Source organism: Kitasatospora sp. NPDC001683 (genome assembly GCF_053596495.1).
In genome coordinates this window covers 1-22499 of sequence record NZ_JBSFGK010000070.1, presented here as the reverse complement: position 1 = coordinate 22499, position 22499 = coordinate 1, and the positions used below count along the sequence as shown (strand labels likewise).

Annotated in this window: 21 protein-coding genes and 1 pseudogene; 8 read left to right on the top strand and 14 right to left on the bottom strand. The window is 73.0% G+C overall.

Annotated features, from left to right (window positions below):
* Positions 1-3: 3 nt before the first annotated feature.
* The 12 genes from ACWCYO_RS29790 to ACWCYO_RS29735 form a co-directional block, all read right to left on the bottom strand.
* The gene (locus tag ACWCYO_RS29790; RefSeq protein WP_270142675.1) at positions 4-1320 is read right to left on the bottom strand and encodes a lysine N(6)-hydroxylase/L-ornithine N(5)-oxygenase family protein; all 1317 of its coding nucleotides are present in this window, start codon (positions 1318-1320) and stop codon (positions 4-6) included.
* A 101-nt stretch (positions 1321-1421) separates the two neighbouring features.
* The gene (locus ACWCYO_RS29785; protein ID WP_449785919.1) at positions 1422-2681 is read right to left on the bottom strand and encodes an MFS transporter; all 1260 of its coding nucleotides are present in this window, start codon (positions 2679-2681) and stop codon (positions 1422-1424) included.
* Positions 2671-3987, bottom strand: a complete 1317-nt coding sequence (locus ACWCYO_RS29780; RefSeq protein WP_270142679.1) for an ATP-grasp domain-containing protein — start codon at positions 3985-3987, stop codon at positions 2671-2673. Before ACWCYO_RS29780 ends, ACWCYO_RS29785 begins: the two co-directional genes overlap by 11 nt.
* On the bottom strand, positions 3984-5168 hold the full coding sequence (locus tag ACWCYO_RS29775) for a saccharopine dehydrogenase C-terminal domain-containing protein (RefSeq protein ID WP_449785918.1): 1185 nt from the start codon (positions 5166-5168) through the stop codon (positions 3984-3986). The genes ACWCYO_RS29780 and ACWCYO_RS29775 overlap by 4 nt, the downstream gene beginning before the upstream one ends.
* The gene (locus ACWCYO_RS29770) at positions 5161-6219 is read right to left on the bottom strand and encodes a saccharopine dehydrogenase (RefSeq protein ID WP_270142683.1); all 1059 of its coding nucleotides are present in this window, start codon (positions 6217-6219) and stop codon (positions 5161-5163) included. The genes ACWCYO_RS29775 and ACWCYO_RS29770 overlap by 8 nt, the downstream gene beginning before the upstream one ends.
* Positions 6220-6303: 84 nt before the next feature.
* Complete coding sequence (locus ACWCYO_RS29765) at positions 6304-7428, bottom strand: cytochrome P450 (RefSeq protein WP_449785917.1); 1125 nt, start codon at positions 7426-7428, stop codon at positions 6304-6306.
* A 25-nt stretch (positions 7429-7453) separates the two neighbouring features.
* Positions 7454-8632 (bottom strand): acyl-CoA dehydrogenase family protein, encoded by a 1179-nt coding sequence (locus ACWCYO_RS29760; protein ID WP_270142687.1) that lies wholly within the window; start codon positions 8630-8632, stop codon positions 7454-7456.
* Between the two features lie 10 nt (positions 8633-8642).
* Positions 8643-10826, bottom strand: coding sequence for an iron-containing redox enzyme family protein (locus ACWCYO_RS29755; RefSeq protein ID WP_270142688.1), 2184 nt, complete (start codon positions 10824-10826; stop codon positions 8643-8645).
* 148 nt (positions 10827-10974) lie between these two features.
* Positions 10975-11907 carry a 3-oxoacyl-ACP synthase gene (locus ACWCYO_RS29750; RefSeq protein WP_449785916.1) on the bottom strand — a complete coding sequence of 311 codons (933 nt, stop codon included), beginning with the start codon at positions 11905-11907 and terminating at the stop codon, positions 10975-10977.
* Positions 11904-12782: an isocitrate lyase/PEP mutase family protein gene (locus ACWCYO_RS29745; RefSeq protein WP_449785915.1), complete on the bottom strand. Its 879-nt coding sequence runs from the start codon at positions 12780-12782 to the stop codon at positions 11904-11906. The genes ACWCYO_RS29750 and ACWCYO_RS29745 overlap by 4 nt, the downstream gene beginning before the upstream one ends.
* Positions 12783-12872: 90 nt before the next feature.
* Complete coding sequence (locus tag ACWCYO_RS29740; protein WP_449785914.1) at positions 12873-13658, bottom strand: thioesterase II family protein; 786 nt, start codon at positions 13656-13658, stop codon at positions 12873-12875.
* A gap of 47 nt (positions 13659-13705) precedes the next feature.
* Positions 13706-13897: a hypothetical protein gene (locus tag ACWCYO_RS29735; protein ID WP_270142696.1), complete on the bottom strand. Its 192-nt coding sequence runs from the start codon at positions 13895-13897 to the stop codon at positions 13706-13708.
* Between the two features lie 336 nt (positions 13898-14233).
* On the opposite strand from ACWCYO_RS29735, the gene ACWCYO_RS29730 reads away from it, so the two are divergent.
* Positions 14234-15025 carry a helix-turn-helix transcriptional regulator gene (locus ACWCYO_RS29730; protein WP_270142697.1) on the top strand — a complete coding sequence of 264 codons (792 nt, stop codon included), beginning with the start codon at positions 14234-14236 and terminating at the stop codon, positions 15023-15025.
* A gap of 83 nt (positions 15026-15108) precedes the next feature.
* On the opposite strand, the gene ACWCYO_RS29725 is transcribed toward ACWCYO_RS29730, so the two are convergent.
* Positions 15109-15996, bottom strand: a complete 888-nt coding sequence (locus ACWCYO_RS29725) for a DMT family transporter (protein WP_270142699.1) — start codon at positions 15994-15996, stop codon at positions 15109-15111.
* Between the two features lie 124 nt (positions 15997-16120).
* A pseudogene (locus ACWCYO_RS29720) lies at positions 16121-16247 on the bottom strand (DNA-binding response regulator); the annotation flags it as partial.
* Between the two features lie 111 nt (positions 16248-16358).
* On the opposite strand from ACWCYO_RS29720, the gene ACWCYO_RS29715 reads away from it, so the two are divergent.
* From ACWCYO_RS29715 to kdpA, 7 genes are all read left to right on the top strand, one after another.
* Complete coding sequence (locus tag ACWCYO_RS29715; protein WP_449785913.1) at positions 16359-16853, top strand: hypothetical protein; 495 nt, start codon at positions 16359-16361, stop codon at positions 16851-16853.
* Positions 16854-17066: 213 nt separating this feature from the next.
* The gene (locus ACWCYO_RS29710) at positions 17067-17678 is read left to right on the top strand and encodes a class I SAM-dependent methyltransferase (RefSeq protein WP_449785912.1); all 612 of its coding nucleotides are present in this window, start codon (positions 17067-17069) and stop codon (positions 17676-17678) included.
* A 276-nt stretch (positions 17679-17954) separates the two neighbouring features.
* Positions 17955-19199, top strand: coding sequence for a sensor histidine kinase (locus ACWCYO_RS29705; RefSeq protein ID WP_449785911.1), 1245 nt, complete (start codon positions 17955-17957; stop codon positions 19197-19199).
* On the top strand, positions 19187-19834 hold the full coding sequence (locus ACWCYO_RS29700; RefSeq protein WP_449785910.1) for a LuxR C-terminal-related transcriptional regulator: 648 nt from the start codon (positions 19187-19189) through the stop codon (positions 19832-19834). Before ACWCYO_RS29705 ends, ACWCYO_RS29700 begins: the two co-directional genes overlap by 13 nt.
* 403 nt (positions 19835-20237) lie before the next feature.
* The gene (locus ACWCYO_RS29695) at positions 20238-20471 is read left to right on the top strand and encodes a hypothetical protein (protein WP_449785909.1); all 234 of its coding nucleotides are present in this window, start codon (positions 20238-20240) and stop codon (positions 20469-20471) included.
* Between the two features lie 404 nt (positions 20472-20875).
* Positions 20876-20965 carry a K(+)-transporting ATPase subunit F gene (gene kdpF, locus ACWCYO_RS29690; protein WP_037830997.1) on the top strand — a complete coding sequence of 30 codons (90 nt, stop codon included), beginning with the start codon at positions 20876-20878 and terminating at the stop codon, positions 20963-20965.
* A gap of 2 nt (positions 20966-20967) precedes the next feature.
* Positions 20968-22499, top strand: a 1532-nt coding sequence (gene kdpA / locus ACWCYO_RS29685) for a potassium-transporting ATPase subunit KdpA (RefSeq protein ID WP_449785908.1), incomplete at its 3' end; no start/stop codon positions are given.

Here is a 22499-nt window from a genome sequence, read left to right as displayed (position 1 = left end):
CGCTCACACCCCCCAGCCGGCGTCGGCCCCGACCTTGGCGGACCAGTCGATGAAGGACTCCAGGGGCTCGTTGCTGCGCAGCCCGCGGATCCGGTCGACGATCCGGCGGCTGCGCCAGGCGTTCAGGCTGAGGTTGGGGTCGGCCAGGCCGCGCTGCTGCTTGGCCGCGTTCTGCACGAAGATGTTCCGATCGGCCGGACCGTCCCAGCGGACCGCGTAGTCCTGGTCGATCCGCAGCTCCTCGCCCTCGCGCTCCAGGCGGTCGGCGATCGGGGCCAGGAAGTCGGTGGCGGCCGGGCGGAAACCGGTGGCCCAGACGATCACGTCGACGTCGAACCGCTCGGTGCCCTGGCGCTGGTCGTTGTGGCGCACCTCGACCGTCCAGCCGCCGCCCTCGGCCGCCCGCACCGTCTCCATGGCGCGGTTGGGGGCCAGCGCCACCAGGTCCTCGGCGCCCTCGATGAACCGGTGGACGTAGATCCGCTGGTAGATCTCGCGCAGGGTGGCCTCGGAGACCCCGTCGCTGGTCAGGATGTGCTCGGCGTTGAACCGCTCCCGGGCCGCCGGCGCCAGCCGGTAGAAGTACTCGGCGTGGCCCGGCATGTAGAAGTCGTTGGTGAAGGGCGAGTCGTCGATCGGGAAGTAGTTGCGCCGGCGGGAGATCCAGGAGACCCGGCGCGGCAGCTCGCTGCCCGACCGCGAGATGAGGTCCAGGAAGGCCTCGGCGCCGGACTGGCCGCCGCCGATCACCGCGACCCGCTTGCCGCCCAGGTGCTGGGCCCGGTCCAGGAACTCGCTGACGTGGAACTGGGTCGGGCCGATCAGCCCGGCGGCCTGCGGCGGCACCCACGGACGGTTGCCCACCCCGAGCACCAGGTTGTCCGCGGTCAGCCGGCGCCGGTCGGTGTCCACCACGAACCGCGCGCCGTCGAAGTCGACCGCCCGGACCTCCTCGCCGAACCGCACGTTCGGGTTGCGGCGACTGGCCCAGTCCAGGTAGTTGCGGAACTCCTGCCGGGGCACGTCGCTGAACTGGGCGTTGAGGAAGTGGTAGATCCGGCCGTGCTCGTGCAGGTAGGCGAGGAAGGAGTACGGGTTGGTCGGGTCGGTCAGGCTGACCAGGTCCTTGTACAGCGAGACCTGCAGGGTGGAGCCGGGCATCTGCTGCCCGTCGTGCCAGCCGAACTTCTCCTTGCGGTCGAGGAAGAGGTTGCTGACCTCGGGCTCGCTGTGCAGCAGTGAGGCCAGGCTCAGGTTGGCGGGGCCGGCGCCGACACCCAGGCAGGTGTAGTGGGCCTCGGCGGGGTGGGTGTGGGACATGTTGCGGGCCTCTCTTTGTTCTCGGACGGCGAAGGTGGAGAAGCGGGCACAGCGCACTGCCCGCCCAACAGGGCGTCAGGGAAGTCGGTTTGGGGGGAGGGTCAGCCCGCGCGGGGCTCGGGCCGCACGGCGGCCAGGCCCAGTACGGTGGCCGCCAGCGAACCGAGCGCCAGCAGCGGCCAGACCAGCACGCCGGCCTGGATGAACAGCCAGCCGCCGAGCATCGGGCCGAGCGCACTGCCCAGGCCGAACACGAACTGGAAGCTGCCGATGTAACGGCCCTTCAGCTGCTCCGGACCGGCGGTTCCGGGGTAGGCGAACACCGTGGGACCGCCGATGATCTCGCCGATCGACCAGACCAGGGTGCCCAGCACGATCGCGGCCGCTCCGATCGGCAGTGCGTAGCAGGCCACTCCGGCGCCGACCAGGGCGAATCCCAGGCCGATGGTGATCCGCGCCGGCCAGGACTGGGCGAGCCGGGTGACCAGCAGCTCGAAGGCGATCACCACGAAGCCGTTGAGCGAGACCGCGACCGTGTACCAGACGACGGCCAGGTGCCGGTCCTGCACGAACAGCGGCAGGGTGGACAGGTACTGGACGTAGACCACGGCGTGGCAGAAGGCGGCGGCCAGGTAGCGCAGGTAGCGGCGGTCGCGCAGCACGGCCCGGTAGCCGCCGGCCTGCGGCGCCGCGGCCTCGGTGGCACTGCGGCGGGTGGCGGCGGGCAGCGTGGCCAGCGCGAGGACCGCGTAGGCCAGCGCGATCAGCGCCTCGCCCCAGAAGAGCAGCAGGTACCGGTCGTGGCCCGCGTGGTAGAGCCAGAAGCCGACCAGCGGGGCCGCGGTGGCGCCCAGGTTCAGGCCGAAGCGGTACATCGCGAAGACCATCACCTGCCGCTCGTCCGGCGTGAGTTCGGCGAGCAGGGTGGCCGAGGCGGGCCGGAAGACCTGCGCGCTGAGGCCGGCCAGGCCGACCGCCGCCATCAGCAGGCCGTACCCGGGCAGGTAGAGCAGGGCCGCGGTGAGCACCGCGGTCGCGCTCATGCTGGCCACGGTGGCGTTGCGCACGCCCAGCCGGTCCGCGAGCGAGCCGCCGACCAGCACGCCGAGCACGGCGCCACCGCCGTACACGCCCAGCGCCAGCACGGTCTCCGATTTGGAGTAGCCCTTCGAGCCGAGGAAGAGCACCAGGAAGACGTTGAGGAAGCCGCTGAGCCGGTTGACCAGCACGCCGGCCAGCACGGTCTTCACCGCGAGCGGCGCGTCCCGGAAGGTGGCCCAGACGGTCACCCGGGCCGGCGCCGGTTCGGCCACCGCCTGCGCCTGCGCAACCGGCTCCGGGCGGACGGTGTCAGTCGACATCGCGCACCTCGATCGCCACCGCCGCGCGCACCCGCTGCTCCAGCGCGTCCAGCTCCTCGGGTGACGGAGCGTCGATCAGGAAGCAGACCGCGCGGTCCTCGGAGCTCTCCAGCGGGCCGAGCCGGCTGCCGCGCTCCTTGAGCACCAGCACCGCGCGCAGCTCCCCCGGCCCGTCCGGGCCGCCGACCGGCGGGTCCGGCCAGATCCCGGCCTCGCCCAGCCAGACCGGCCGGACGCCGGGCCAGTCCACCCGGACGTCGTCCAGGATCCCGTCCCGGTGCTCCAGGTAGACCTGCCGGGTCCAGCGGCGCGGCTCGGGGTAGCCGGCCGGTTCGCCCAGCGCCAGCCGGACGATCTCCGGTTCCAGCGGCTCTCCGGTGGCCAACCGGTAGAGGGCCAGCAGGCCGTCGCCCGGGGTGCGGGCGGCCACCTCCATCAGCACCGGGCGGCCGGCGGCGTCCACCCGCCACTCGGCGTGGGCGATCCCGCTGCCGAAGTCGAGCGCCGCCAGCATGGTGGCGTTGGCCTCCAGCAGCGCCCGGTCCACCGGCTCCGGCGCGCTCGGCACCGAGTGCGACAGTTCGACGAAGGTGGCCGCGTGCGACTCGGTGGTGGTCTTGCGGGTGACCGAGGCGAAGATCACCTTGCCCTCCTGCACCAGGCTCTCCACCGAGTACTCCTGGCCGACCACCTTCTGTTCCACCAGCAGCGTCTCGTGCTCCGGGTAGTCGGCCAGCCGCGCGGCCAGCGCCTGCTCGTCGTCGACCGTCACCACACCCGAACTGGAGTGTCGGGCGGCGGGCTTGAGCACCACGGGGTACGCGACCGAGGCCGGGTCGAAGGCGGCTCGCTCGGCCGCCGGCAGCACCGCGCCGGGCGGCGCGAACTCCGGCAGGTACCAGCGCTGCAGCGGCTTGGAGCGGCAGACCCGGGTGGCCCGCAGGCCCGGGCCGGGCAGGCCCAGCGCGTCGGCCAGCAGCCCGGTGGGCTCCACCAGGGTCTCGCCCACCGCGTAGGCGCCGACGATCCGGTAGCGCGCCCGCCAGTCGGCGGCCCGTGCCAGCACGCCTGCGGTGAACGAGCCGTCCTGGTTCAACTCGCCGTCCACGAAGGCGATCTCGTCGATCAGCGCGGCCGGCCCGGTCGGGTCGGCCTGGGCGGCCAGCGCGCGCTCGCGCCAGCCGCGCGGGGTGATCAGCAGGATCTTCAGCCCGCGGGCGGCCAGCTCCTGCAGGTAGCGCGGATTGCGGCAGACCACCCAGAAGGCTCCGGTCAGGACGAAGGCCGGTGGTCGTCGGTCGGTCACAGCAGTGCTCCTTGCATCGTGTTCTCGGTGGTGCGCAGCTCGGTGGTGATGCCGCGCGCGGCCAGGAAGTCCAGCCACTGTCCGGCCTCCTGGGCGCCCTCGGCGGCCCGGTGCAGGCCGGGGGCCAGCGCGCCGTCGAGGATCCGCGTGATGCCGTACGCCAGGGGCAGCGAGACCAGCAGGGCCATGGCGCTCTCCCGCTCGTCGCCGCGCAGGTCGAGCAGGTAGCTCCCCGACCAGGAGCCGTCGGCCCAGCTCAGGTCCAGCGCCACGGCGAGCACCACGCGGTCGCGGTCCGTCTCCCGCATCGGGTGGCGCTCGGCCAACTCGCCCGCCAGTGCCGCGATCCGCCCGTCGTCGCCGGACTCCACGGTGGCGAAGACCTCGGACCAGGCGGCCCGCCAGCCGGCCGGGCGCAGCGTGCCGCGGACGAAGGAGCGCTTGCGCCAATGCGGCGGGAAGCCGTACTGCTCGGCGAAGGGCAGGCTGTCGCGGTTGGGGTACACCTCGAACCGCTCGCCGGCCACCGGGTACTCCGTGGTCGCCTGCCAGGGGCGCGGCGCGGTGCGCAGCTGCCAGTCGCGCAGGTAGCGGGCCGGCGAGCGCAGCGCGTTGAGCACACCGAGCGGGGCCCAGCTGAAGCGGTAGCGGAACTCGTTGAGCTCGGCGGGCAGTCCGCCGCAGTAGGAGGTGAAGTCGGCGGTGCTGACGGCCTCCCCGGCGGCGGTGCGGCCGAGTTCGACCAGGCGGTGGGCCATCAGGTGGTCGATGCCCGGGTCCAGGCCCGCCTCGGTGAGCACCACGGTCCGCTCGGCCGTGGCCGCCAGTTCGGCCAGCTCCGGCGAGACGTAGCTGGAGCAGGCGAAGTGGGCACCGTGCGCCAGCGCGAGGCGCAGCAGCTCGGGGTGGTGGGCCGCCGGGAGCATCGACACCAGCACGTCGCCGGGGGCCAGCGCGGCGGCCAGGGCCGCCGTGTCGAAGCCGCGGGCCGCGGCCCGGCCGGCCAGGCCGCGGGCCGCGAGGCACTGTTCGGCCTTGGCCGCGGTCCGGCCCCAGAGCACCACGCGGGCACCGTGCTCCAGCAGCAGCTCCAGACCGCTGCGGCCGGTGGAGAGCCCGGTGCCGATCCAGTGCACCGTGCGTATCGAGGTCGAGAGGTCGGACACGGACGGCTCAGACATGGACGGCCTCCAGTTCGTGGTGGCGGCAGGCGGCCCGGAAGTCGGCCCGGCAGTGCCGCCAGGGCGCGGCCGGGTCGGCCAGGGTGCGCAGTTGGGCGACCAGTTCCGCGGAGAACGCCCGGCTGGCCTCGGCCGGCAGCAGCGAGGGCAGGTTGTCGATGGCGATCAGGTCCAGCGGCGGGTCCTGGTGCAGGCGGCGCACCGGCTCGGACCAGTCGGTGACGGTGCGGTAGACCGGCAGCACGTTGAGGTCGGAGGTGACGTCGCAGGTCACGTCGACCACCAGGCTCAGCCGCCGGTCGGCGACCGGGAGGTCGGCGGGGCGCAGGAACGGCGGGATCGGACGGGTCGTGAGCACCGTGTTGACCAGCAGGTCGTGGTGGAGCAGTGCGGCGCGGTCCAGTTCGCGGGTCTCCGCCTGGTCCCAGCAGGTGGCGGCCAGCCCGGCCACCTCCAGCGCGTCCACCGCGCCGCGCCCGCAGCGGCCGAGCGCGCCGATCACCAGCGCGTCCGGGGCGCCGGCGCGCATCGAGTCGCGCAGCTGCCGGTCCAGCTCGCTCTTGGCCAGCGGGCGCAGCGGGGCGGTGAGCCGGCCGCGGGCCTGCAGCACGCCGAGCGCCGCACCCACGTAACCGGCCCAGTAGCCGAAGGCGGCCAGCCGGCGCCCGGTGTCGTCCACCAGGTACTCCAGGTCGAGCAGCTCGCCGCCGCCGCGGGCGAACCTGGCGAGCAGCTCACGACTGCCCTGCTGGCCCTTGTAGGCGTGCCCGAAGAAGATGTGCCGGTGGACCAGCCGGTCGGGCAGGTCCGGGAGCTCCTTGAGCCCGAGGACGTACGCCGGTTCGGGGGCCTCGGTCCAGGAGCCGGCCTCGGCCCCCTGGCAGCCGGCGGCCAGGTACTCGTCCAGCGGGTACACCCGCTGCGGGGACTCCTCCACGGTCAGGTGGAACCCCAGCTCCACCAGCCGGCGTGCGTCCTGCGGCACCAGCGGAGCCCGGCGCTCGGTGGCGCGCACCTCGTGCCGGATCCACAGCCGCGGCTGCTCTGCCATCGGTCTCGTCCTTCCTGGATGTGATCGTGCGGGGGTAAGGCGGTGCCAGTCGAATGCGGATGGGCCGAAGTCGGACGGGGCTGCTCAGAGCAGCGGGATGCGCGCGTTCGCCAGGGCCCGGTAGCGCGGCCCGGCGGGCAGCGCGGCCGCCTCGAAGCCGTGCGCCAGCAGTTCGTCCAGGACACCCGCGGTGATCGCCACCGCGAGGTCGGCGCCCGGGCAGCGGTGCGGGCCGGCGCCGAAGGTGAAGCAGCTGGGCGCGGGGCGCCCGGGGTCGAAGGCGTGCGGGTCGGGGTTGGCCGCGGGGTCGCGGTTGGCGGCGGCGAGCACCACCAGCACGGCCTGTCCGGGCTGCACGGTCGCCGCGCCGAACCGCCAGGGCTCGGCCGCGAACCGGCGGGTGTTCTGGATCGGCGCGTCGTGCCGGGCCACCTCGCGGGCCAGCGCGGCGAGGTCGTCGGCCGGCTGCTCGCGCAGCGCCAGCAGCGAGTTGCCGATCAGACCGGCCGTCGCGTCGTAGGTCTGCGAGAGGAACCCCACGGCGTTCGCCAGCAACGGCGCCACCCGCGGCCAGTCCCGCCGACCGGCCGCCCGGACCAGGGCAGCCAGCAGCCCGGTCGGCTCGGCACCGGTCAGGCCCGGCCCGAGCAGCTCCCGCAGCCGCGCCGCGGCCTCCGCGGCCGCCCGCTGCTGCTCCGCCGTGGCACCGGCGGGGATGCACTGCACGAAGTCCCCCACCAGTCGCGCCGCCTCCGGCTCCAGCCCGGCGTCCAGGCCGCACAGCGCGGCCACCACGCGGGCCGGCACCTGGAACATCAGCTCCTCGAAGTCGGGGCCGCCGGCCCGCTCCAGGCTCTGCCGGGTCCGCTCGGCGGCCAGCTTGCCCGCCTCGGCCGGCTCGGCCTCGCCGAGCGCGTCCAGCACCACCTGCTTGAGGCGCTGCTGGTCCGGGCCGTCGGTCATCCGGACCAGGTCGCCGAAGACCTCGCCGGCGGCGGTGCCGAGCAGCCCGGTCGGCACCGGCTCGGCCGGCGGGCGGACCCGCATTTCGGCGGCCGACAGCGCGGCGGTGACCGAGGCGGCGTCGGCGGCCACCCAGGCCTGCAGCCGGTCGTCCCAGTCGAACGGACGTTCCGCGGTCAGCCGCGCGTAGTACGGGTACGGGTCGGGGTGCCGGACGGCCTCGACCGGGTTCGTCGGGGTCTGCATGACGGTCGTGCTCCTTGACGGTGCGTCAGCGGGCCCGGCGCGCGTCCAGCGCACCGGCGATGGTCAGCTGTTGAACCTCCGAGGCGCCCTCGTAGACACGCAGCGCCCGGATCTGCCGGTAGAGGCGTTCGGGCAGGCTGTCGGCGACCAGCCCGGCGGCGCCGTGCAGCTGCACGCACCGGTCGACGATCCGCTGCGCCGCCTCGGTGGCCTGCAGCTTGGCGATGCTGGAGTGCTTGCCGAACCCCCGGTGGCCCCGGTCGAGCTCCCAGGCGGCCCGCCCGACCAGCAGCGCGGACGCGTTCAACTCGACTTCCATGGCGGCCAGGTCGAACTTGACCGTGGGCAGGTCGAACAGCACCCCGCCGTAGACGGCGCGCTGCCGGGCCCGTGCCTGGGCCGCGTCGGCGGCCCGCCGGGCGAAGCCGAGCGCGGCCGCGCCCACCGTCATCCGGGCCCGCTCCAGCAGGTCCATCGCCACCACGAAGCCGCGCCCGGGCCGCCCGAGCACCGCGTCGGCGGGCACCCGGCAGTCCTCGAACGCCAGGTGGGCGAAGGGGCGGGGCGCGATCGCGTCGATCGGCTCGCGCACCCGCAGGCCCGGGGTGTCACCGGGGACCAGGAAGGCGGTCAGCCCCAGCGGCCCCGGTCCCTCGCCCGTCCGGGCGATCACGCAGACCACGTCCGCCACCGTGCCGTTGGCGATCCACGCCTTGCCGCCGTTGAGCACGTACTCCTCGCCGTCCCGCTCGGCGGTCAGCGCCACCGCGGCGACGTCCGAGCCGGCCTGCTCCTCGGAGACCGCGAAGGCGCCGGCCAGGGTGCCGGCCGCGAGGCCCGGCAGGTAGCGCCGCCGCTGCTCGGGACTGCCGTACCGCAGGATCGGGGTGGCCGAGAGCACCTGGATCGCGAAGGCGAAGTCGGCCAGGTCCTCGGCGTAGGCGAGCGCCTCGCGGGCCAGGCAGACCGAGCGGTAGTCGCCGTCGGTGCCGGGCTCCTCGTCGTCCAGGAAGGCCAGCCAGCCGGCCTCGCCGAGCGCGGCCAGCGCCCGGCGCACGGCCTTGTCCGGGCCGTCGGTGCGCAGTTCGGTCCAGAGCGCGGCCCGCTCCTCGCACCACCGGCCCAGCCGCTGGGCGCGGTCGCGGTGCTCGTCGGTGTAGAAGGGCAGCCGGAGGATCTCCGGGTCGAAGGCGTTGGGGGTCACGGCGGGCTCCTCAGATGACCAGGTCGTCGGCGGTGTCGGCCTCGGTGGCCAGCGAGTTGACCAGCTGGTGCTCCACGAACCAGGCGAAGGAGGCGTAGCCGCGCCAGATCCGGCGCCACTCGCGCCGCTCGGCCGCCTCGCCCGCCTCCCGGCGCACCCCGTCCAGGTGGGAGACGATGATCTCGGCGGACTGGCGGGCGTGGCCGGCCGAGAAGTTGTCGATCGACAGGTGCGCTTCCTCGTAGGCGGTGTCCAGGTTGTGGCGGCGCAGCTTCTGCACCTCGTGCAGGCGCATCTCGCCGAGCCCGAACATCTCGATCCCGAGGTTGTAGCCGAGGATCTCGCTGTGCAGCCGGTCCGGGAACAGCGCCAGGCAGATCTGGTGGATCGAGAACCGGTAGAGCTCGTCCGGCAGTTCGCCCTGGTCCAAAAACTCCGCCGAGCGGATGTGCGGCAGCTGGACGTCCATGCTGGCCAGCACCTGGCGGATCAGCGTGATGTGGTTCTTGGCGAGCTCGCCGCGGCCCATCTCGTCGGCGTAGATCGAGAAGAGCATCGCGTCGCTCTGCCGGTGGTAGCGGCCGTGGTTGCCGATCCGGTAGGCCCAGGTGCCGTCGATCAGGCTGCCGAGGGCGAAGGTCTTCTGGTGGAAGATCACCTCGTCGCGGTCCGGCACCTCCTGGAGTGCCCGGTACGGGCCGACCAGCTTGTCCCAGTAGATCCGGTCCACCCGCTCCAGCAGCGCCTCGGGGGTGTAGTCGAACCAGCTGGCGTCGGTGTACCGGCCGCCGGCGCCGTGGCGGAAGAGCAGTTCGGCCCGCTCCAGGCCCTCCTCGGCGGTCTGCGCGGCCAGCGGCAGGGTGTTGGGGAACTGCTCGATGTTGACCAGCCGGTGGAAGAACTCGCGGTCGTCGGCGGGGGACGCCTCGGCGAACCGCACGTCCGGCGGGGCGGCGGCGAGCACGGCCCGCTGCCACTGCGCGGCCTGCTCGTCGCCGCTGGTGTCGGGCCGCAGCGGCGCACCGGCCGGCTCGCCGGCGGCGACCGCCTCGGCCCACTCCTTGAAGACCGCGGCCTCGGCCTCGTCGAAGACGCCGAACATCGGGCCGCCGAACTTGACCGCCCGGGTGAACGGGCAGCCGCCGCTGCGCAGCGGGCGCAGCTGGCGGGAGGCGCGGAACTCGGCCATGAAGGCGTCGAGGTCGAACTGCGGGTCGGCGAAGGTCTCGGAGAGCAGCTTGCCGCCGATCTTGACGTTCTTGTGCTGGCGTCCGGCGAACGGGCGGTGCCGCTCGACGATCTCGGCGGCCCGCGCGTCCACCGACAACCCGGCCCGGTAGGACACCAGTTCGGCCAGTAGGGCGAGCTGCTCGCGCTCGATCCGGACCACCAGCCGGACCGCTGCGGCCAGTCGCCGCCGGTCCTGCGCCCCGGTGTCCGACCGTTCGGTCAGCTCCAGGTACTCGGCGAGCAGCTCGTCGACCGCGAGCGTCGGCTCGGTGCCGTTCAGCAGGTCGTCCAGGCCGAGCGCGTGGAAGGCGTACTGGACGCCGACCACCTCCGGCAGGAAGGCGGCGGGCAGCCGGGACAGGGCCAGCAGGAAGGCGCCGTGCAGGGCGGCCAACGGGCGGGCCTGGGCCCGGACGAGGAAGTCCGCCTCCTCCGGCTGCGGCAGCAGCACCCCGGCGTCCTCCAGCGCGCGGCGGCGCCGCTGCGGCACGGAGTGCTGCGGGCGGCCCTCGCCCTTGAGCGCGAAGTACTGGGCGTAGAGCCGGTTCACCACCAGGGCGGGCTGGGTGGCGGGCTGCGAGACGGTGTCCAGCCAGCAGCCGGCCAGCAGCGCGACCGGGGCCCGACCGCGCAGCGCGACGGCCCGGTCGGCGGGCGTGGCGGTCAACCTGGCCGCCGTCGGGGCGAACTCCGCCCGGGCGCCGGCCACCAGGGCGGTGAGCGCGTCGGCGGTGACCGGCCCGGCGCCGGGGTCCTCCGCGGCGAGGAAGGCGGCCAGCACCCGGCGGGCCACCAGCAGGGTGGTCTGGGACTCCTGGTCGGCGAGCAGCCGGTGGTAGGTCACCGCCGGGCCGGCGGCCAGCACCGCTTCGGCCTCGGCCTGCGCGGTGGGGCTGAACTCGAAGCCGCCGACGGGCAGCGAGGTGGTCAGGTCGTCGAGGTCGTGGGTCTGGTGGGCGTACACGGGCACTCCATCGGACGGTGGCGTGGCAGGGCGCGCCGGGGCGACCCACGGACGGCGGGCAGCGCGGCGGGAGGGGGGTTCTGGGGAGGGCTGGCGCGCCGGGCGGCCCGGGCGGGGCCGGGCCGGCGGCGGATCGGCCGACGGGGCGTCAGGCGCCGTCGCGCTGGAGCAGGACGGCGACCCGCGAGCCCGGCACGGAGACCGCGGCCAGGTAGTGGCCGCCGTCGCGCAGCAGTCCGGCGCGTTCCTGGTCGGCCAGGTTGATCAGCGGGTCCGCGGCGAAGCAGTGCCCGAACCGGGTGATGTTCGCGGTGTACAGCTGGCGGGCGGTGAAGCCGGCCTGGCGCTCCTTCATGGTGACCAGCGGCAGGAACAGGTTGGCGTGCAGGAGTCCGTCCACCTGGTCGGGCGCCAGGCCGAGCGGCGTCAGCAGGCGCCCGTTGGCCTCCCGGGCGAGGTCGGCGCTGATCTCGTGCGACCAGTCCAGCGCGGCCGCCTCCTGGGCGGCCGCGGTGGACCGGATCCGGTAGTGGGCTCCGAGCCCGCTCCCGGCCCCGGCCGTGGTACCGGCCGAGACCAGGCAGCTCGCCGCCCCGTCGCTGAAGAGCGCGAAGCTCTCCATCCGCTCCTTCTCGTCCTCGATCCGGTCCGTGGTGACGACCAGGATCCGGCGGTGCCGGCCGGCCGCCACCAGCGCGTGCGCGGTGTCGAGGGCGACCAGCAGGTTGGTGCAGCGGTTCAGCGTGATCCCGAGGAACGCCGCGCGCTCGAGGCCGGTCCCGGTCAGGATCCGCTCCACGAACCGGCCGTGGGTGCGCGGCCCGCCCGGGAACCGGGTGGAGCACAGGATCAGCGCGTCCACCTCGGCCGGGTCCACATCGGCCGCCCGCAGCGTGGCCGTGCCGCTGTCGATCGCCAGTTCCGCCAGGCCGCGGCCGGTGCGGCGCACCGACCCCCAGCCCCAGAGCGCGGCCCTGGGCACCATCTTCAGCTCGGCGGCCCGTTCGGCCAGGCACTCGACCTCGGTGTGGTCCAACTCCTCCTCTCCCAGGACGTACCGCGGGGCCTGCAGGACACTCATGACGTCTCTTCCTTCGGGGGGCGATGGATGTCGGAGAGCTCGGTGAAGATCTCGTTGGCCCTGGCGTACGGCAGCGCCCGTGCCGCGAACCCGAAGGTCCCGGTGGTGCGCACCTCCTCCGCCGCGGCCAGCAGCCCGCCCAGCGCGGCGCGGACCAGGGTGGATCCCAGGCTGATCCGTCGCACACCGAGCTCGGCCAGCTGCGCGACCGACAGGCTCAGGCCGCCGGCCGCGGCCAGCACGTTGACCGGGCGGTCCAGCTCGGCGCAGACCGCGCGCACCGCGTCGGCGTCCGGCAGGCCCGGGGCGTAGAGCACGTCCGCGCCGGCCTCCTGGTAGGCCTGCAGCCGCGCGACCGTGTCCTTCAGGTCCGGGCGGCCGTAGAGGAAGTTCTCCGCCCGCGCCGTGACCGTGAAGGGGAAGTCGAGCGAGCGCGCGGCCTCGACCGCCGCCCGGACCCGGTCCGCGGCCGCCGCCGGCTCCAGCACGGGCGCCCGCGGGTCCCCGGTGGCGTCCTCGATCGAACCGCCCACCAGGCCCGCCCGGGCGGCCAGCCGGATGGTCTCGGCGACGTCCTCGGGGCTCGGCCCGTAGCCGCTCTCCAGATCGGCCGCGACCGGCAGCGGTGTGGCGGCCACGATGTCCGCGGCATTGGCCAGGGCCTCGGTCCGGCTCACCCGGTTGTCGCCGTCGGGGCGGCCCAGCGAGAAGGCCAGGCCGCCGCTGGTGGTCGCGAGCGCCGGGAAGCCGAGGCCGGCCAGCAGTTTGGCGGATCCGGCGTCCCAGGGATTCGGAATCACGAAGGCGGTGGACCGCTCGTGGAGTTCCCGGAATGCCCGGGCGCGGTGGTACTGGTCTGCGGCTGCCGACTGCATCGCAGGATCCTCTCTGTCGTGACGCGAGTTGCGGGGGTTTCCCCGGCTGCGGTTCCGGACGGGTTGCCACCCGTGGTTCCGGCGGCACGACTAGATAAGTTCGACGTGTTCCTCCCGCGCGCCCGGCGCGCTGGAATCCGCACGAATGAGTGAGCGCAGCAGGTCGACCGCGGGCGCCGGGTCGGGGCCGAAGTAGAAGTGGCCGCCGTCGGCCCAGTGGTAGCGCAGCGGCAGCACGGACTCGTGCTCCCAGTGGCGCAGTTCGGCCGGCCCCACGTGCGGGTCCTCACGGCCGTTGACCAGCGAGATGCCGATCGGCAGCGGCTCGCCCGGCTGGTAGCGGTAGCCGGAGACCAGGTGGAAGTCGGCCCGCAGGCCCGGCAGCAGGAGGTCCTGCAGTTCGGGCTCGGCGAGCACCTCGGGCGGCAGGCCGCCGAAGAAGGCGACCGCCTCGGTGAACTCCTGGCCGCGCAGCTTGGCCGTCTGCCGCACCCGCTCGCTCGGCAGCAACCGCGGGGCGGCGCAGCCGGACGCCACCAGGTGCCTCAGCAAGGGGAGTTCGCGCAGCCGGCGGGCCGTCTCGAAGGCGAGCACGGCGCCGAAGCTGTGGCCGAAGAGCAGGAACGGACGGTCCGCGGCGGCCGCGATGGCCCGGGCGGCGCCCTCGGCCAGCTCGGCGATGCCGGCCGGACTCGGCTCGTCCAGTCGCAGGCCGCGCCCGGGGGCGCAGACGCCGACCAGTTCGGCATCGGCCGCCAGGTGCTGCTGCCAGCTCAGGAACGAACGGGCGTTGCCGCCGGCGTGCGGGAAGCAGTAGACCAGGTACGGGGCCCGGCTGCTGGTGGGGCGGGAGACGAACCACGGTGAGTCGGACATGGCAGACGGCTGCTCTCTTCGGATCTGGCGGCGGTGGGCCGGGAGGGTCAGGCGGTGGGCGCCGGGGTCGGGGTGGGGGTGCCGCCGATCGGGGTGACGTTCCAGCCCACGTCGGCGCGGTTCTGCACCGAGACCGCGGCGGTGCCGTGCAGCAGCGAGGTGCCGGCGAGCACACCGGCCACCAGGGCCAGCAGGAGGACGAGCGGGCCGGTGATCCGGACGGAGGCGTACTGGCGCATGGCAGACCTCTTTCGTGGAAGCTTTGATCGGGGAAGGTTTTCCGGACAGCGCCGACCAGGCGTCAATTCCGGAATTCATCGCGCTGTGCAGCAAGTTCTGAGTGAAGCTCAGTTCACTTGTACGGCCGAAGAGTTCGGGTGCTGCGGCGGGTTTTCCTCGTGTTCCCCCGGGGAGTTCCGCCGCCCGCACAACCAACCTTCCCCTGGCTGGGTTCACGGCTCCAGACCTAGGATGGTTCGGGTCTTCGCATTGCAGTTAACCGAGGGGTCTATATGCGAGCAGGATCGGGCAAATCGGATACGCGGGGCAACGCCGGGGGGGCGTTGGCGCCCGAGGTGACAGCGCAGGGTCAGGACCTCAACGGCAACCTGGTCGAGGCCGCCCTGAAGCTCGCCCTGGCCCAGTTGGCCAAGCAGCAGAACCAGGAGAAGGAGGGCCCGGCGCCGGTGGCCGGGGAGCCCGCCGTGCCGGGGGTGGTGCACCTGCACGGGCTGCCGGAGATCAACCGGACCATCCAGACCGCCCTGGAGGACGCCGAGCGGGAGATCCTCACCGCCCAGCCCGACGGCCCCAGGCCCGGCGCGGTGCTCGACGAGGCGCTGGAGTCGGTGCGCCGTCAGATCGGCGGCGGGGTGGCCATGCGCACCCTCTACCAGCACACCACGCGGTTCGACGAGGCCACCAAGAACTACGTCCGCACGGTGACCGACCACGGCGTCCAGGTGCGCACCCTGGCCGAGTTCTTCGACCGGCTGATCGTGATCGACCGCAGCACCGCGTTCATCTCCGCCAACGACGACCGCACGGCGGCCTCGATGATCACCGAGCCGTCCGTGGTGCGCTTCCTCAGCGACGTCTTCGAGCGCTCCTGGGACCGGGCCGAGCCGTTCCCGTTCGTCCCCATCCACGCCGCCCAGGCCGCACCCGAGGTGGTGCCGGCGATCCGCGAGTCGATCCGGCGGCTGCTGGTGGAGGGGCACTCGGACAAGGTGATCGCCCGCCGGCTGGGCATCAGCGAGCGCTCGCTGCAAGCGCACGTTGCCGCCATCAAGGACGGCCTGGGCGCCAAGAACCGGCTGCACCTGGGCTACCTGCTGGGCCGCAGCGAGACCACCCTGGTGCTGTAGCGCCGGCCCGCGCTCCGGCACGGGACGGACCGGCCCTGCGCCGCGCGGGAGCCCCACCCCCGCGCGACCGGTGGGCGGCGTCGTCAGCGGCGCCGGGAGACCGCCACACCGCCCAGGCAGAGCACGCCGCCGAGCAGCGTCAGCCAGCCGGGCACCTCGCCGAGGACGGCCCAGGACATCAGGACCACCAGGGCCGGCACCGCGTACGTGGTGGCGCCCATCTTGCCCGCGGTGCTGCGGGAGAGCGCGTAGGCCCAGGTGGTGAAGGCCAGCGCGGTCGGGAACAGGCCAAGGTAGACCATGTCCAGGGTGGCCCGCAGCGGCGCGTGCCCGACCTGGTCCAGCAGCTGCGGACTGAACGGCAGGCAGGCCACCGCGCCGACCAGGCAGCCGAACGCGGTCGTCTGAAGCGGCGAGGCGTGCCGCAGGGCGGGCTTCTGACTCACCACGCCCGAGGCGTAGGCCGCCGCCGCCAGCACGCACAGCACGATGCCGAGGACCGAACTGCCGCCGCCGCCGGACGTCGAGGCGCCGACCACGATCGCGCCGGCGAACGAGACCGCCATGCCCGACAGCAGGCTGCGCGGGAAGCCCTCCTTGAGCAGCCAGCCGCCGAGCAGCGCGATCAGCACCGGGCCGATGTTGACCACCATCGCGGCGGTGCCCGCGTCGACCTCCTTCTCGCCCCAGTTGAGCGCGACCATGTAGAGCCCGAACCAGAGCACCCCGGAGGTCAGGATGCCGGGCCAGGCGGCGCGCGGCGGCAGCCCCTCGCCGCGCACCAGCAGCAGGGCCAGCAGCGCCAGCGCGCCGGTCAGCAGCCGGCCCAGCGCCAGCGCTCCCGGGCCGAACGCGCCGCCCGCGTCCCGGATCGCGACGAAGGCGGAGGCCCAGAGCACCACCGTGGTCGAGGCGGCCGCGACCACCTTGACGTCGAACTTCACCGTTGCTTGCGTCGTGCTGATATCCATGGCGCCAAGCTAGCGCGGTTTGGACCTGCCGAACGGGCGTCAGACGGCTCCGAAACCCGCAAATCGCTGGGCTGGCCAGCACGTTCGCCACCCGTACACCGGATCGAGTCACCCGCCCCTGGGGTCACTCGGGTCTCCCGGGGCGTCAGCCGCTCCAGCGGGTCGCTCTGGCGGCGGACCAGCGGCCGGGCGACCACCTCGGGATCGAGCGCGGTCCCACCGCCGGCGACCCGGTGCAGGGCCTCGATGAACGGTACCCAGCACCACCATCAAGTCGGATAGGAGCGCTACTGCCTCGGGCGCGCGCGAACGACATGCTGATGTCGTGCCCGAGGAGCGGGCACGGGAGGGAGTCAGGTGTCATGGCGAGCACTCAGCCGACCAGCGTTCATTCGCTCCGTCTGGCCCGCGGGGACGCCGGTTCGGGCTCCGGTGTCCCACGGTTCCTTTCCAAGGCCGCGGCCGCTTCGACGTTCCCCCTGCTGCTTCGCCGGGCGGCCACGGTCCTCACCGTGCTCGGGCTGACGATGATTCCCTGGCTGGTCTTCCTGCACACCGGGCTGCCGGCCACCGCTCAGGCCTCGCACTGGGCCTGGACGTGGACGGGTCTGGACAGCTTTGAAGCGCTCGGCCTGCTCTCCACCGGACTGCTCCTCAGGCGCGGCGACTGCCGGGCCTGCCTGACCTCCGCCGCGGCCTCGGCCCTGCTGCTGGTCGACGCCTGGTTCGACACCATGACGGCTGCCCCGGGTTCGGACTTCGAGCTGGCGGTGCTGATGGCGGTCTTCGCCGAGTTGCCGCTGGCGGTGGCCTGCGCGGTTCTCGCGACCCGGACCTTCCCTCGGCCGGGCCGCTGAGCGGAAGAGCCCGTGACGTGATCGGCGCTTGCGGTCCGGTCCGTTTCGGGAAGTCCCCGGCCTGCCGCAACGGCGGTCCACGGGCGGTTCGTTCGGCCCGCTCGGGTCGACTGCCGACAAACTCGGCGCTGGCGCAAGCAGACTGCACACCAACACAACTGATTGACCATCAGAGACGCTTCGATGGCCCGATCGGGCATTCAGGGAGGAATTATGAGGCATTCGCGGGCATTGATCGGCGCGGGCGCTGCCGCCGCCGTCGCCACCTGGTGGTTCACCGACTCCGCACCGTACCCGTACTCTCAGCGCTGGCTGCTCGACCTGCCGCTGCCGTTCCTGACTCTGAAGCGTCTGGACCACGTGCTGCAGGCCCGGGAGGGCGAGAGGATCCTGGAGATAGGCCCCGGAACCGGCCTGCAGTCGCTGCACGTCGCACCGCAGCTGGGCCCGAACGGCCAGCTGGACATCGTGGACATCCAGCAGGAGATGCTCGACCACGTGGGCCGCCGGGCCAAGGAGCAGGGCGTCGACAACATCGTGCCGACCTACGCCGACGCACATGAACTTCCGTTTGCGGATGGATCGTTCGATGCGGCTTACCTGGTGACGGCGCTGGGCGAGATCCCGGATCCGGCGCGTACGCTGGCCGAGCTGCGCCGGGCGCTGAAGCCGTTCGGGCGGCTGGTGGTCGGCGAGTTCTTCGACCGGCACCAGATCCGGCCGTCCTCGCTGATCAGCCTGGCGGAGGGAGCCGGGCTGCGGGTCGCCCGGCTGTACGGTCCGCCGTTCGCGTACTACGCGGTGCTGCGTCCGATCGACGCCTGACGCCGCCCGGGCGGTTCCCGCCCGGCCGAACTGTGGACGACGGGTGCGGGGCCGTCCCAGCCCGGTGCCGGGTACTCGGATCGCGTCCATGACGGTGGTGAACTGGGTGCAGTCGTTGGTGTTCCCGCCGGTCCGGCAGGAGAGCCGCATGAAGGGCAATCCGCTCACATCGAACGTCCGCTGGGACCCGGCCCCGGTGTGGTGGTACTGGGTTCACCATGGATGCGGATACAAGATCCATGGCAAGCCCGTGTTGAGGTGCTCTAACGTCGAGCCATGACGATTCCACCCCGGTTGGGGCGCCTGGCACGGCGGGCGCGGCGGGACACCGGCTTCCTGGCCACGGGTGTCCCGGTGCACCTGGCGCTGGTGCCCGTGTGGTCCTGGGCCGCGGCGACCACTGCCAGGACGGGGAACTGGGCGCTCACGCTCCCGGTGTCTGTCGCCCTGGTCCTGAGCGGCGTCCCGGTGCTGACGGTGGTCCAGCGGTACCGGCACCGGGCGCTGCTCGGGGTGGACATCCGTCGCTCGGCGCCCGTGCCGTGGCGGTGGTCGCCGACCACGGCCCTGCGGTGGCTCTCCTCGCCGCGCGCCTCGCGCCAGCTCGGGTACCACCTGCTGCTGGGCCCGCTGGTGGCCTTGTCGGAGCTATCGGTGCTGGTGGCGGCGGTGGTGGGTCTGGCGGGTGCCACCGGGTACGGCTGGGTGTGGGCGCTGCCGGCCGGGGTGCGGCGCGACTGGTTCGGCTGGGCGACGCTGATGCCGTGCTACACCGTGCTCGGCCTCTCCCTGCTGTCCCTCCTGCCCTGGCTCGCCGGGGTGGTGGCCCGGGCGGAGTCGCGCTCCGCCGCGGCGCTGCTCGGACCCAGCCGGGCCGATCGGCTCCAGGAGCGGGTCGCGTACCTGGCGGGCAGCCGCACCGACCTGATCGAGGCGGTCGATGCCGAGCGCCGCCGGATCGAGCGCGACCTGCACGACGGCACCCAGCAGCGGCTGATCTCGCTGGCGGTCAACCTGGGGCTGGCCATGGCCACCCGCCCCGACCTGCCGGGCGAGGCCCGTGAGGCGCTGGCAGAAGCGCACCTGGAGGCGAAGGCGGCGATCGCCGAACTCGGCGATCTGGTACGCGGGTTGCATCCGGCGGTGCTCGAAGACCGGGGCCTGGACGCGGCGTTGTCCGGACTGGCCGCCCGAGTTCCGCTGCCGGTGCGCCTGCGGGTCGAGCTGCCGGAACGGGCGGCGCCCGCCGTGGAGTCGGTCGCGTACTTCGTGATCTCCGAGGCGCTGGCGAACGTGACCAAGCACGCCGGCGCCTCGCGGGTCGAGGTGACGGTCCGACGGGTCGGGACGGTCCTGCGGGTGAACGTCACCGACGACGGACTGGGCGGCGCCGACCCCTCCGGTGGTACGGGGTTGAGCGGGCTGGCCAAGCGGGTGGGATCCGTCGACGGCGTCTTCCGGCTCAGCAGCCCCGTCGGGGGACCGACGACCGTGACGGTGGAGCTGCCGTGCGCGCGGTGATCGCCGAGGACTCGGTGCTGTTGCGGGTCGGCCTGGTCAAGGTGCTGGAGATGGGCGGCTTCCAGGTCGTCGCGGAAGTCGGCGATGCGGAAGCGCTGTTGGCCGCCGTCGAGGAGCACCAGCCCGAACTCGCTCTGGTGGACGTCCGGATGCCGCCCACCTTCACCGACGAGGGCGTGCGGGCGGCCGCGGTGATCCGCCGCGGCCGCCCGCGCACGGCGGTGGTCCTGCTCTCGCAGTACGTGGAGGAGCGGTACGCCGCTGACCTGTTGGCGACCAACACGAGCGGAGTGGGCTACCTGCTCAAGCAACGCGTGGCCGATGTCCAGGACTTCGCAGCGGCGGTACGGCGGGTGGCCGAGGGGGGAACGGCGCTGGACCCCCAGGTCGTCGCCCAACTTCTGCTCCGCCGCGGCGACCCCCTGGCCGCCCTGACCCCGCGCGAGCGGGAGGTGCTGGCCCTGATGGCGGAGGGCCGGTCCAACGCCGGCATCGCCGAGGCGCTGACGGTCAGTGAGAGCGCGGTGGCCAAGCACATCAACAACATCTTCGCCAAACTCGACCTGCCGGTGGCCGATGCGGACCACCGCCGGGTGCTCGCCGTACTGCGCTTCCTGGGCGCGTCCAGGGACTGAATCCCGGGGGGGCACGCCTGCCGTCATCACGGCAACGGGCTCGCGACGGCCCACGCCGCACCGCGTCCCGGGGCACGGGGACGCTGACCGCGGTGGCGTTGGCGCCCCGGCTGCCGTTGGAGGCGTTGCGGCAGTTGTCCACTCCGATGCGGACTTCGACGTCGGGCCCGCTCGGGTAGGCGAACCGCACGTCCGTGACCGTGTGCGCCCAGCACGAAGGCCATCGCGGGCGGCAGCCCGGCGACGGCGACGGCCGTGAAGCCGACGGCGGCGGAGGCGAAGACCAGGCCGAAGGAGAGGAGCGTCACCGGACGCCAGAGCATGCGCAGGTCCCGCAGGAACAGCTCCTCGGCGGAGGCGTACAGCAGTGGCGGCAGGACGTCTCGGCGGGGTTCGGCACACGGTGCCCGGCAGCGACCCGGCGCAGGCGGTCCTGGCGTTCGCCCGGCAGGTCAACGCCACCCAGATCGTCATCGGCGCCACCCGCCGCAGCCGCCCCAAGGGCCTCTTCGGTCGTGGCACCGGCGAGACCATCATCGAGGGCTCCGGTGACGACATCGACGTCTACGTCGTCACCCGTGCCCAAGCCGCCCATGGCCGGTTTCTGCACCGCCGCGAGCCTGGCGAAGAGGATTGACCACGACCTTTCCGGCCAGGCCGCGCCGCCCACGGGAAACGTTTCGGCCAACCGTTGGTCTCGCCCGCGTGACGGCGCCGTCAAAGCCGCGTCAAAGTTCCGATTCACCCGTATGGAAGGCGTCAGGGAACGACGACGCGTTCCGTACGGCTGGTTTGCTGCCCTGTGCCGGTTCGTCCGCCGGTGCCGCACACACCTCCGGGTCGTGCCCTGCGGCGTCCCCCACACCCCCCACCTGGTGGAACTCATGCTCGATCTCGTGTTCGTCGGCCTCACGGTCGCCGTGTTCGCCGTCATCGCTCTGGTCGCGAAGGGAGTGGAGAAGCTGTGAGTGAGCGCAGCGAGCGAACCATCGACAGGTGCGGGTTGCGCGAAGCGCCCGCCGAGCGCAGCGAGGTGGGCGCATGAGCGCCGAGAACCTCGCAGGTCTCATCGTCGCCGTCGCACTCGTCGGCTACCTCGTCGTCGCGCTGATCTTCCCGGAGAAGTTCTGATCATGAGCTCCACTCTCGCGGGCTGGCTGCAGGCCCTGGCCCTGGTGGCCGCGCTGGTCCTGTGCTATCGGCCCCTGGGCGACTACATCGCCCGCATCCTGACCACCGCCAGGCACCTCGGAGTCGAGCGCGGCATCTACAAGGTGATCGGCGTGGACGGTGACGCCGACCAGCGCTGGCCGGTGTACCTGCGCTCGGTGCTGGCCTTCTCGGCGGTGTCCGTCCTCTTCCTCTACGGTCTGATCCGGCTGCAGGGCTACCTGCTGCTGAACCTGGGCGTCCAGCAGATGGACGGCCACCAAGCCTGGAACACCGCGATCTCGTTCGTCACCAACACCAACTGGCAGTCCTACAGCGGTGAGTCCGCGATGGGCCACTTGGTGCAGATGGCGGGCCTGGCGGTGCAGAACTTCGTCTCCGCGGCCGTCGGCATCGCCGTCGTGGCGGCGCTGATCCGGGGCTTCACCCGGAACCGGACGGACCGGCTGGGCAACTTCTGGGTCGACCTGGTCCGGATCAACCTGCGGCTGCTGCTGCCGCTGTCGGTCGTGTTCGCGCTGGTGCTGGTCGCCAACGGCGTGATCCAGAACTTCCACGGCTTCCACGAGATCACCGGCCTGGCCGGTGACGTGCAGAAGATCCCGGGCGGGCCGGTGGCCTCCCAGGAGGTCATCAAGGAGCTGGGCACCAACGGCGGCGGCTTCTTCAACGCCAACTCGGCGCACCCGTTCGAGAACCCGACCGGGTTCACGAACTGGCTGGAGATCTTCCTGATCCTGGTGATCCCGTTCGCGCTGCCGCGCACCTTCGGCAAGATGGTCGGCGACAACCGCCAGGGCTACGCGCTCGTCGCGGTGATGGGCCTGTTCTGGGTCGCCTCGGTCGCTCTGATGACCTTCTCCGAGAGTCAGCACCACGGTGCCGCGCTGCAGGCGGCCGGCGGCGCGATGGAGGGCAAGGAGCAGCGGTTCGGCATCGCGGCCAGCTCGCTGTTCGCCGCTTCGACGACGCTGACCTCGACCGGCGCGGTGGACTCCTTCCACGACTCGTTCACGCCGTTCGGCGGTGGCATCACGATCTTCAACATGATGCTGGGCGAGATCGCGCCCGGCGGTGTGGGCTCGGGCCTGTACGGCATGCTGATCCTGGCGGTCGTCGCGGTGTTCGTCGCGGGCCTGATGGTCGGCCGCACCCCCGAGTACCTGGGCAAGAAGCTCGGCGGCCGGGAGATGAAGTTCGCCTCCCTCTACATCCTCACCACGCCGATCCTGGTGCTCGTCGGCACCGGTGTGGCGATGGCGCTGCCGGGTGAGCGGGCCGGGATGCTCAACAGCGGTGCCCACGGTTTCTCCGAGGTGCTGTACGCGTTCACCTCCGCGAGCAACAACAACGGTTCGGCGTTCGCGGGCATCACCGTCAACACCGACTGGTACGACACGGCGCTGGGCCTGTGCATGGTGCTCGGCCGCTTCCTGCCGATGGTGTTCGTGCTGGCGCTGGCGGGCTCGCTCGCCCAGCAGCAGCCGGTCCCGGC

Bases quoted from the DNA above. Each gene is read 5' to 3' on its own strand.
- ACWCYO_RS29745 (WP_449785915.1), bottom strand. From the start codon at position 12,782: ATGCAGTCGGCAGCCGCAGACCAGTACCACCGCGCCCGGGCATTCCGG.
- ACWCYO_RS29710 (WP_449785912.1), top strand. From the start codon at position 17,067: ATGAGGCATTCGCGGGCATTGATCGGCGCGGGCGCTGCCGCCGCCGTC.
- ACWCYO_RS29740 (WP_449785914.1), bottom strand. From the start codon at position 13,658: ATGTCCGACTCACCGTGGTTCGTCTCCCGCCCCACCAGCAGCCGGGCC.
- ACWCYO_RS29715 (WP_449785913.1), top strand. From the start codon at position 16,359: ATGGCGAGCACTCAGCCGACCAGCGTTCATTCGCTCCGTCTGGCCCGC.
- ACWCYO_RS29750 (WP_449785916.1), bottom strand. From the start codon at position 11,907: ATGAGTGTCCTGCAGGCCCCGCGGTACGTCCTGGGAGAGGAGGAGTTG.
- ACWCYO_RS29775 (WP_449785918.1), bottom strand. From the start codon at position 5,168: ATGTCTGAGCCGTCCGTGTCCGACCTCTCGACCTCGATACGCACGGTG.
- ACWCYO_RS29705 (WP_449785911.1), top strand. From the start codon at position 17,955: ATGACGATTCCACCCCGGTTGGGGCGCCTGGCACGGCGGGCGCGGCGG.
- ACWCYO_RS29765 (WP_449785917.1), bottom strand. From the start codon at position 7,428: ATGCAGACCCCGACGAACCCGGTCGAGGCCGTCCGGCACCCCGACCCG.
- ACWCYO_RS29785 (WP_449785919.1), bottom strand. From the start codon at position 2,681: ATGTCGACTGACACCGTCCGCCCGGAGCCGGTTGCGCAGGCGCAGGCG.
- ACWCYO_RS29725 (WP_270142699.1), bottom strand. From the start codon at position 15,996: ATGGATATCAGCACGACGCAAGCAACGGTGAAGTTCGACGTCAAGGTG.
- ACWCYO_RS29735 (WP_270142696.1), bottom strand. From the start codon at position 13,897: ATGCGCCAGTACGCCTCCGTCCGGATCACCGGCCCGCTCGTCCTCCTG.
- ACWCYO_RS29770 (WP_270142683.1), bottom strand. From the start codon at position 6,219: ATGGCAGAGCAGCCGCGGCTGTGGATCCGGCACGAGGTGCGCGCCACC.
- kdpF (WP_037830997.1), top strand. From the start codon at position 20,876: ATGAGCGCCGAGAACCTCGCAGGTCTCATCGTCGCCGTCGCACTCGTC.
- ACWCYO_RS29790 (WP_270142675.1), bottom strand. From the start codon at position 1,320: ATGTCCCACACCCACCCCGCCGAGGCCCACTACACCTGCCTGGGTGTC.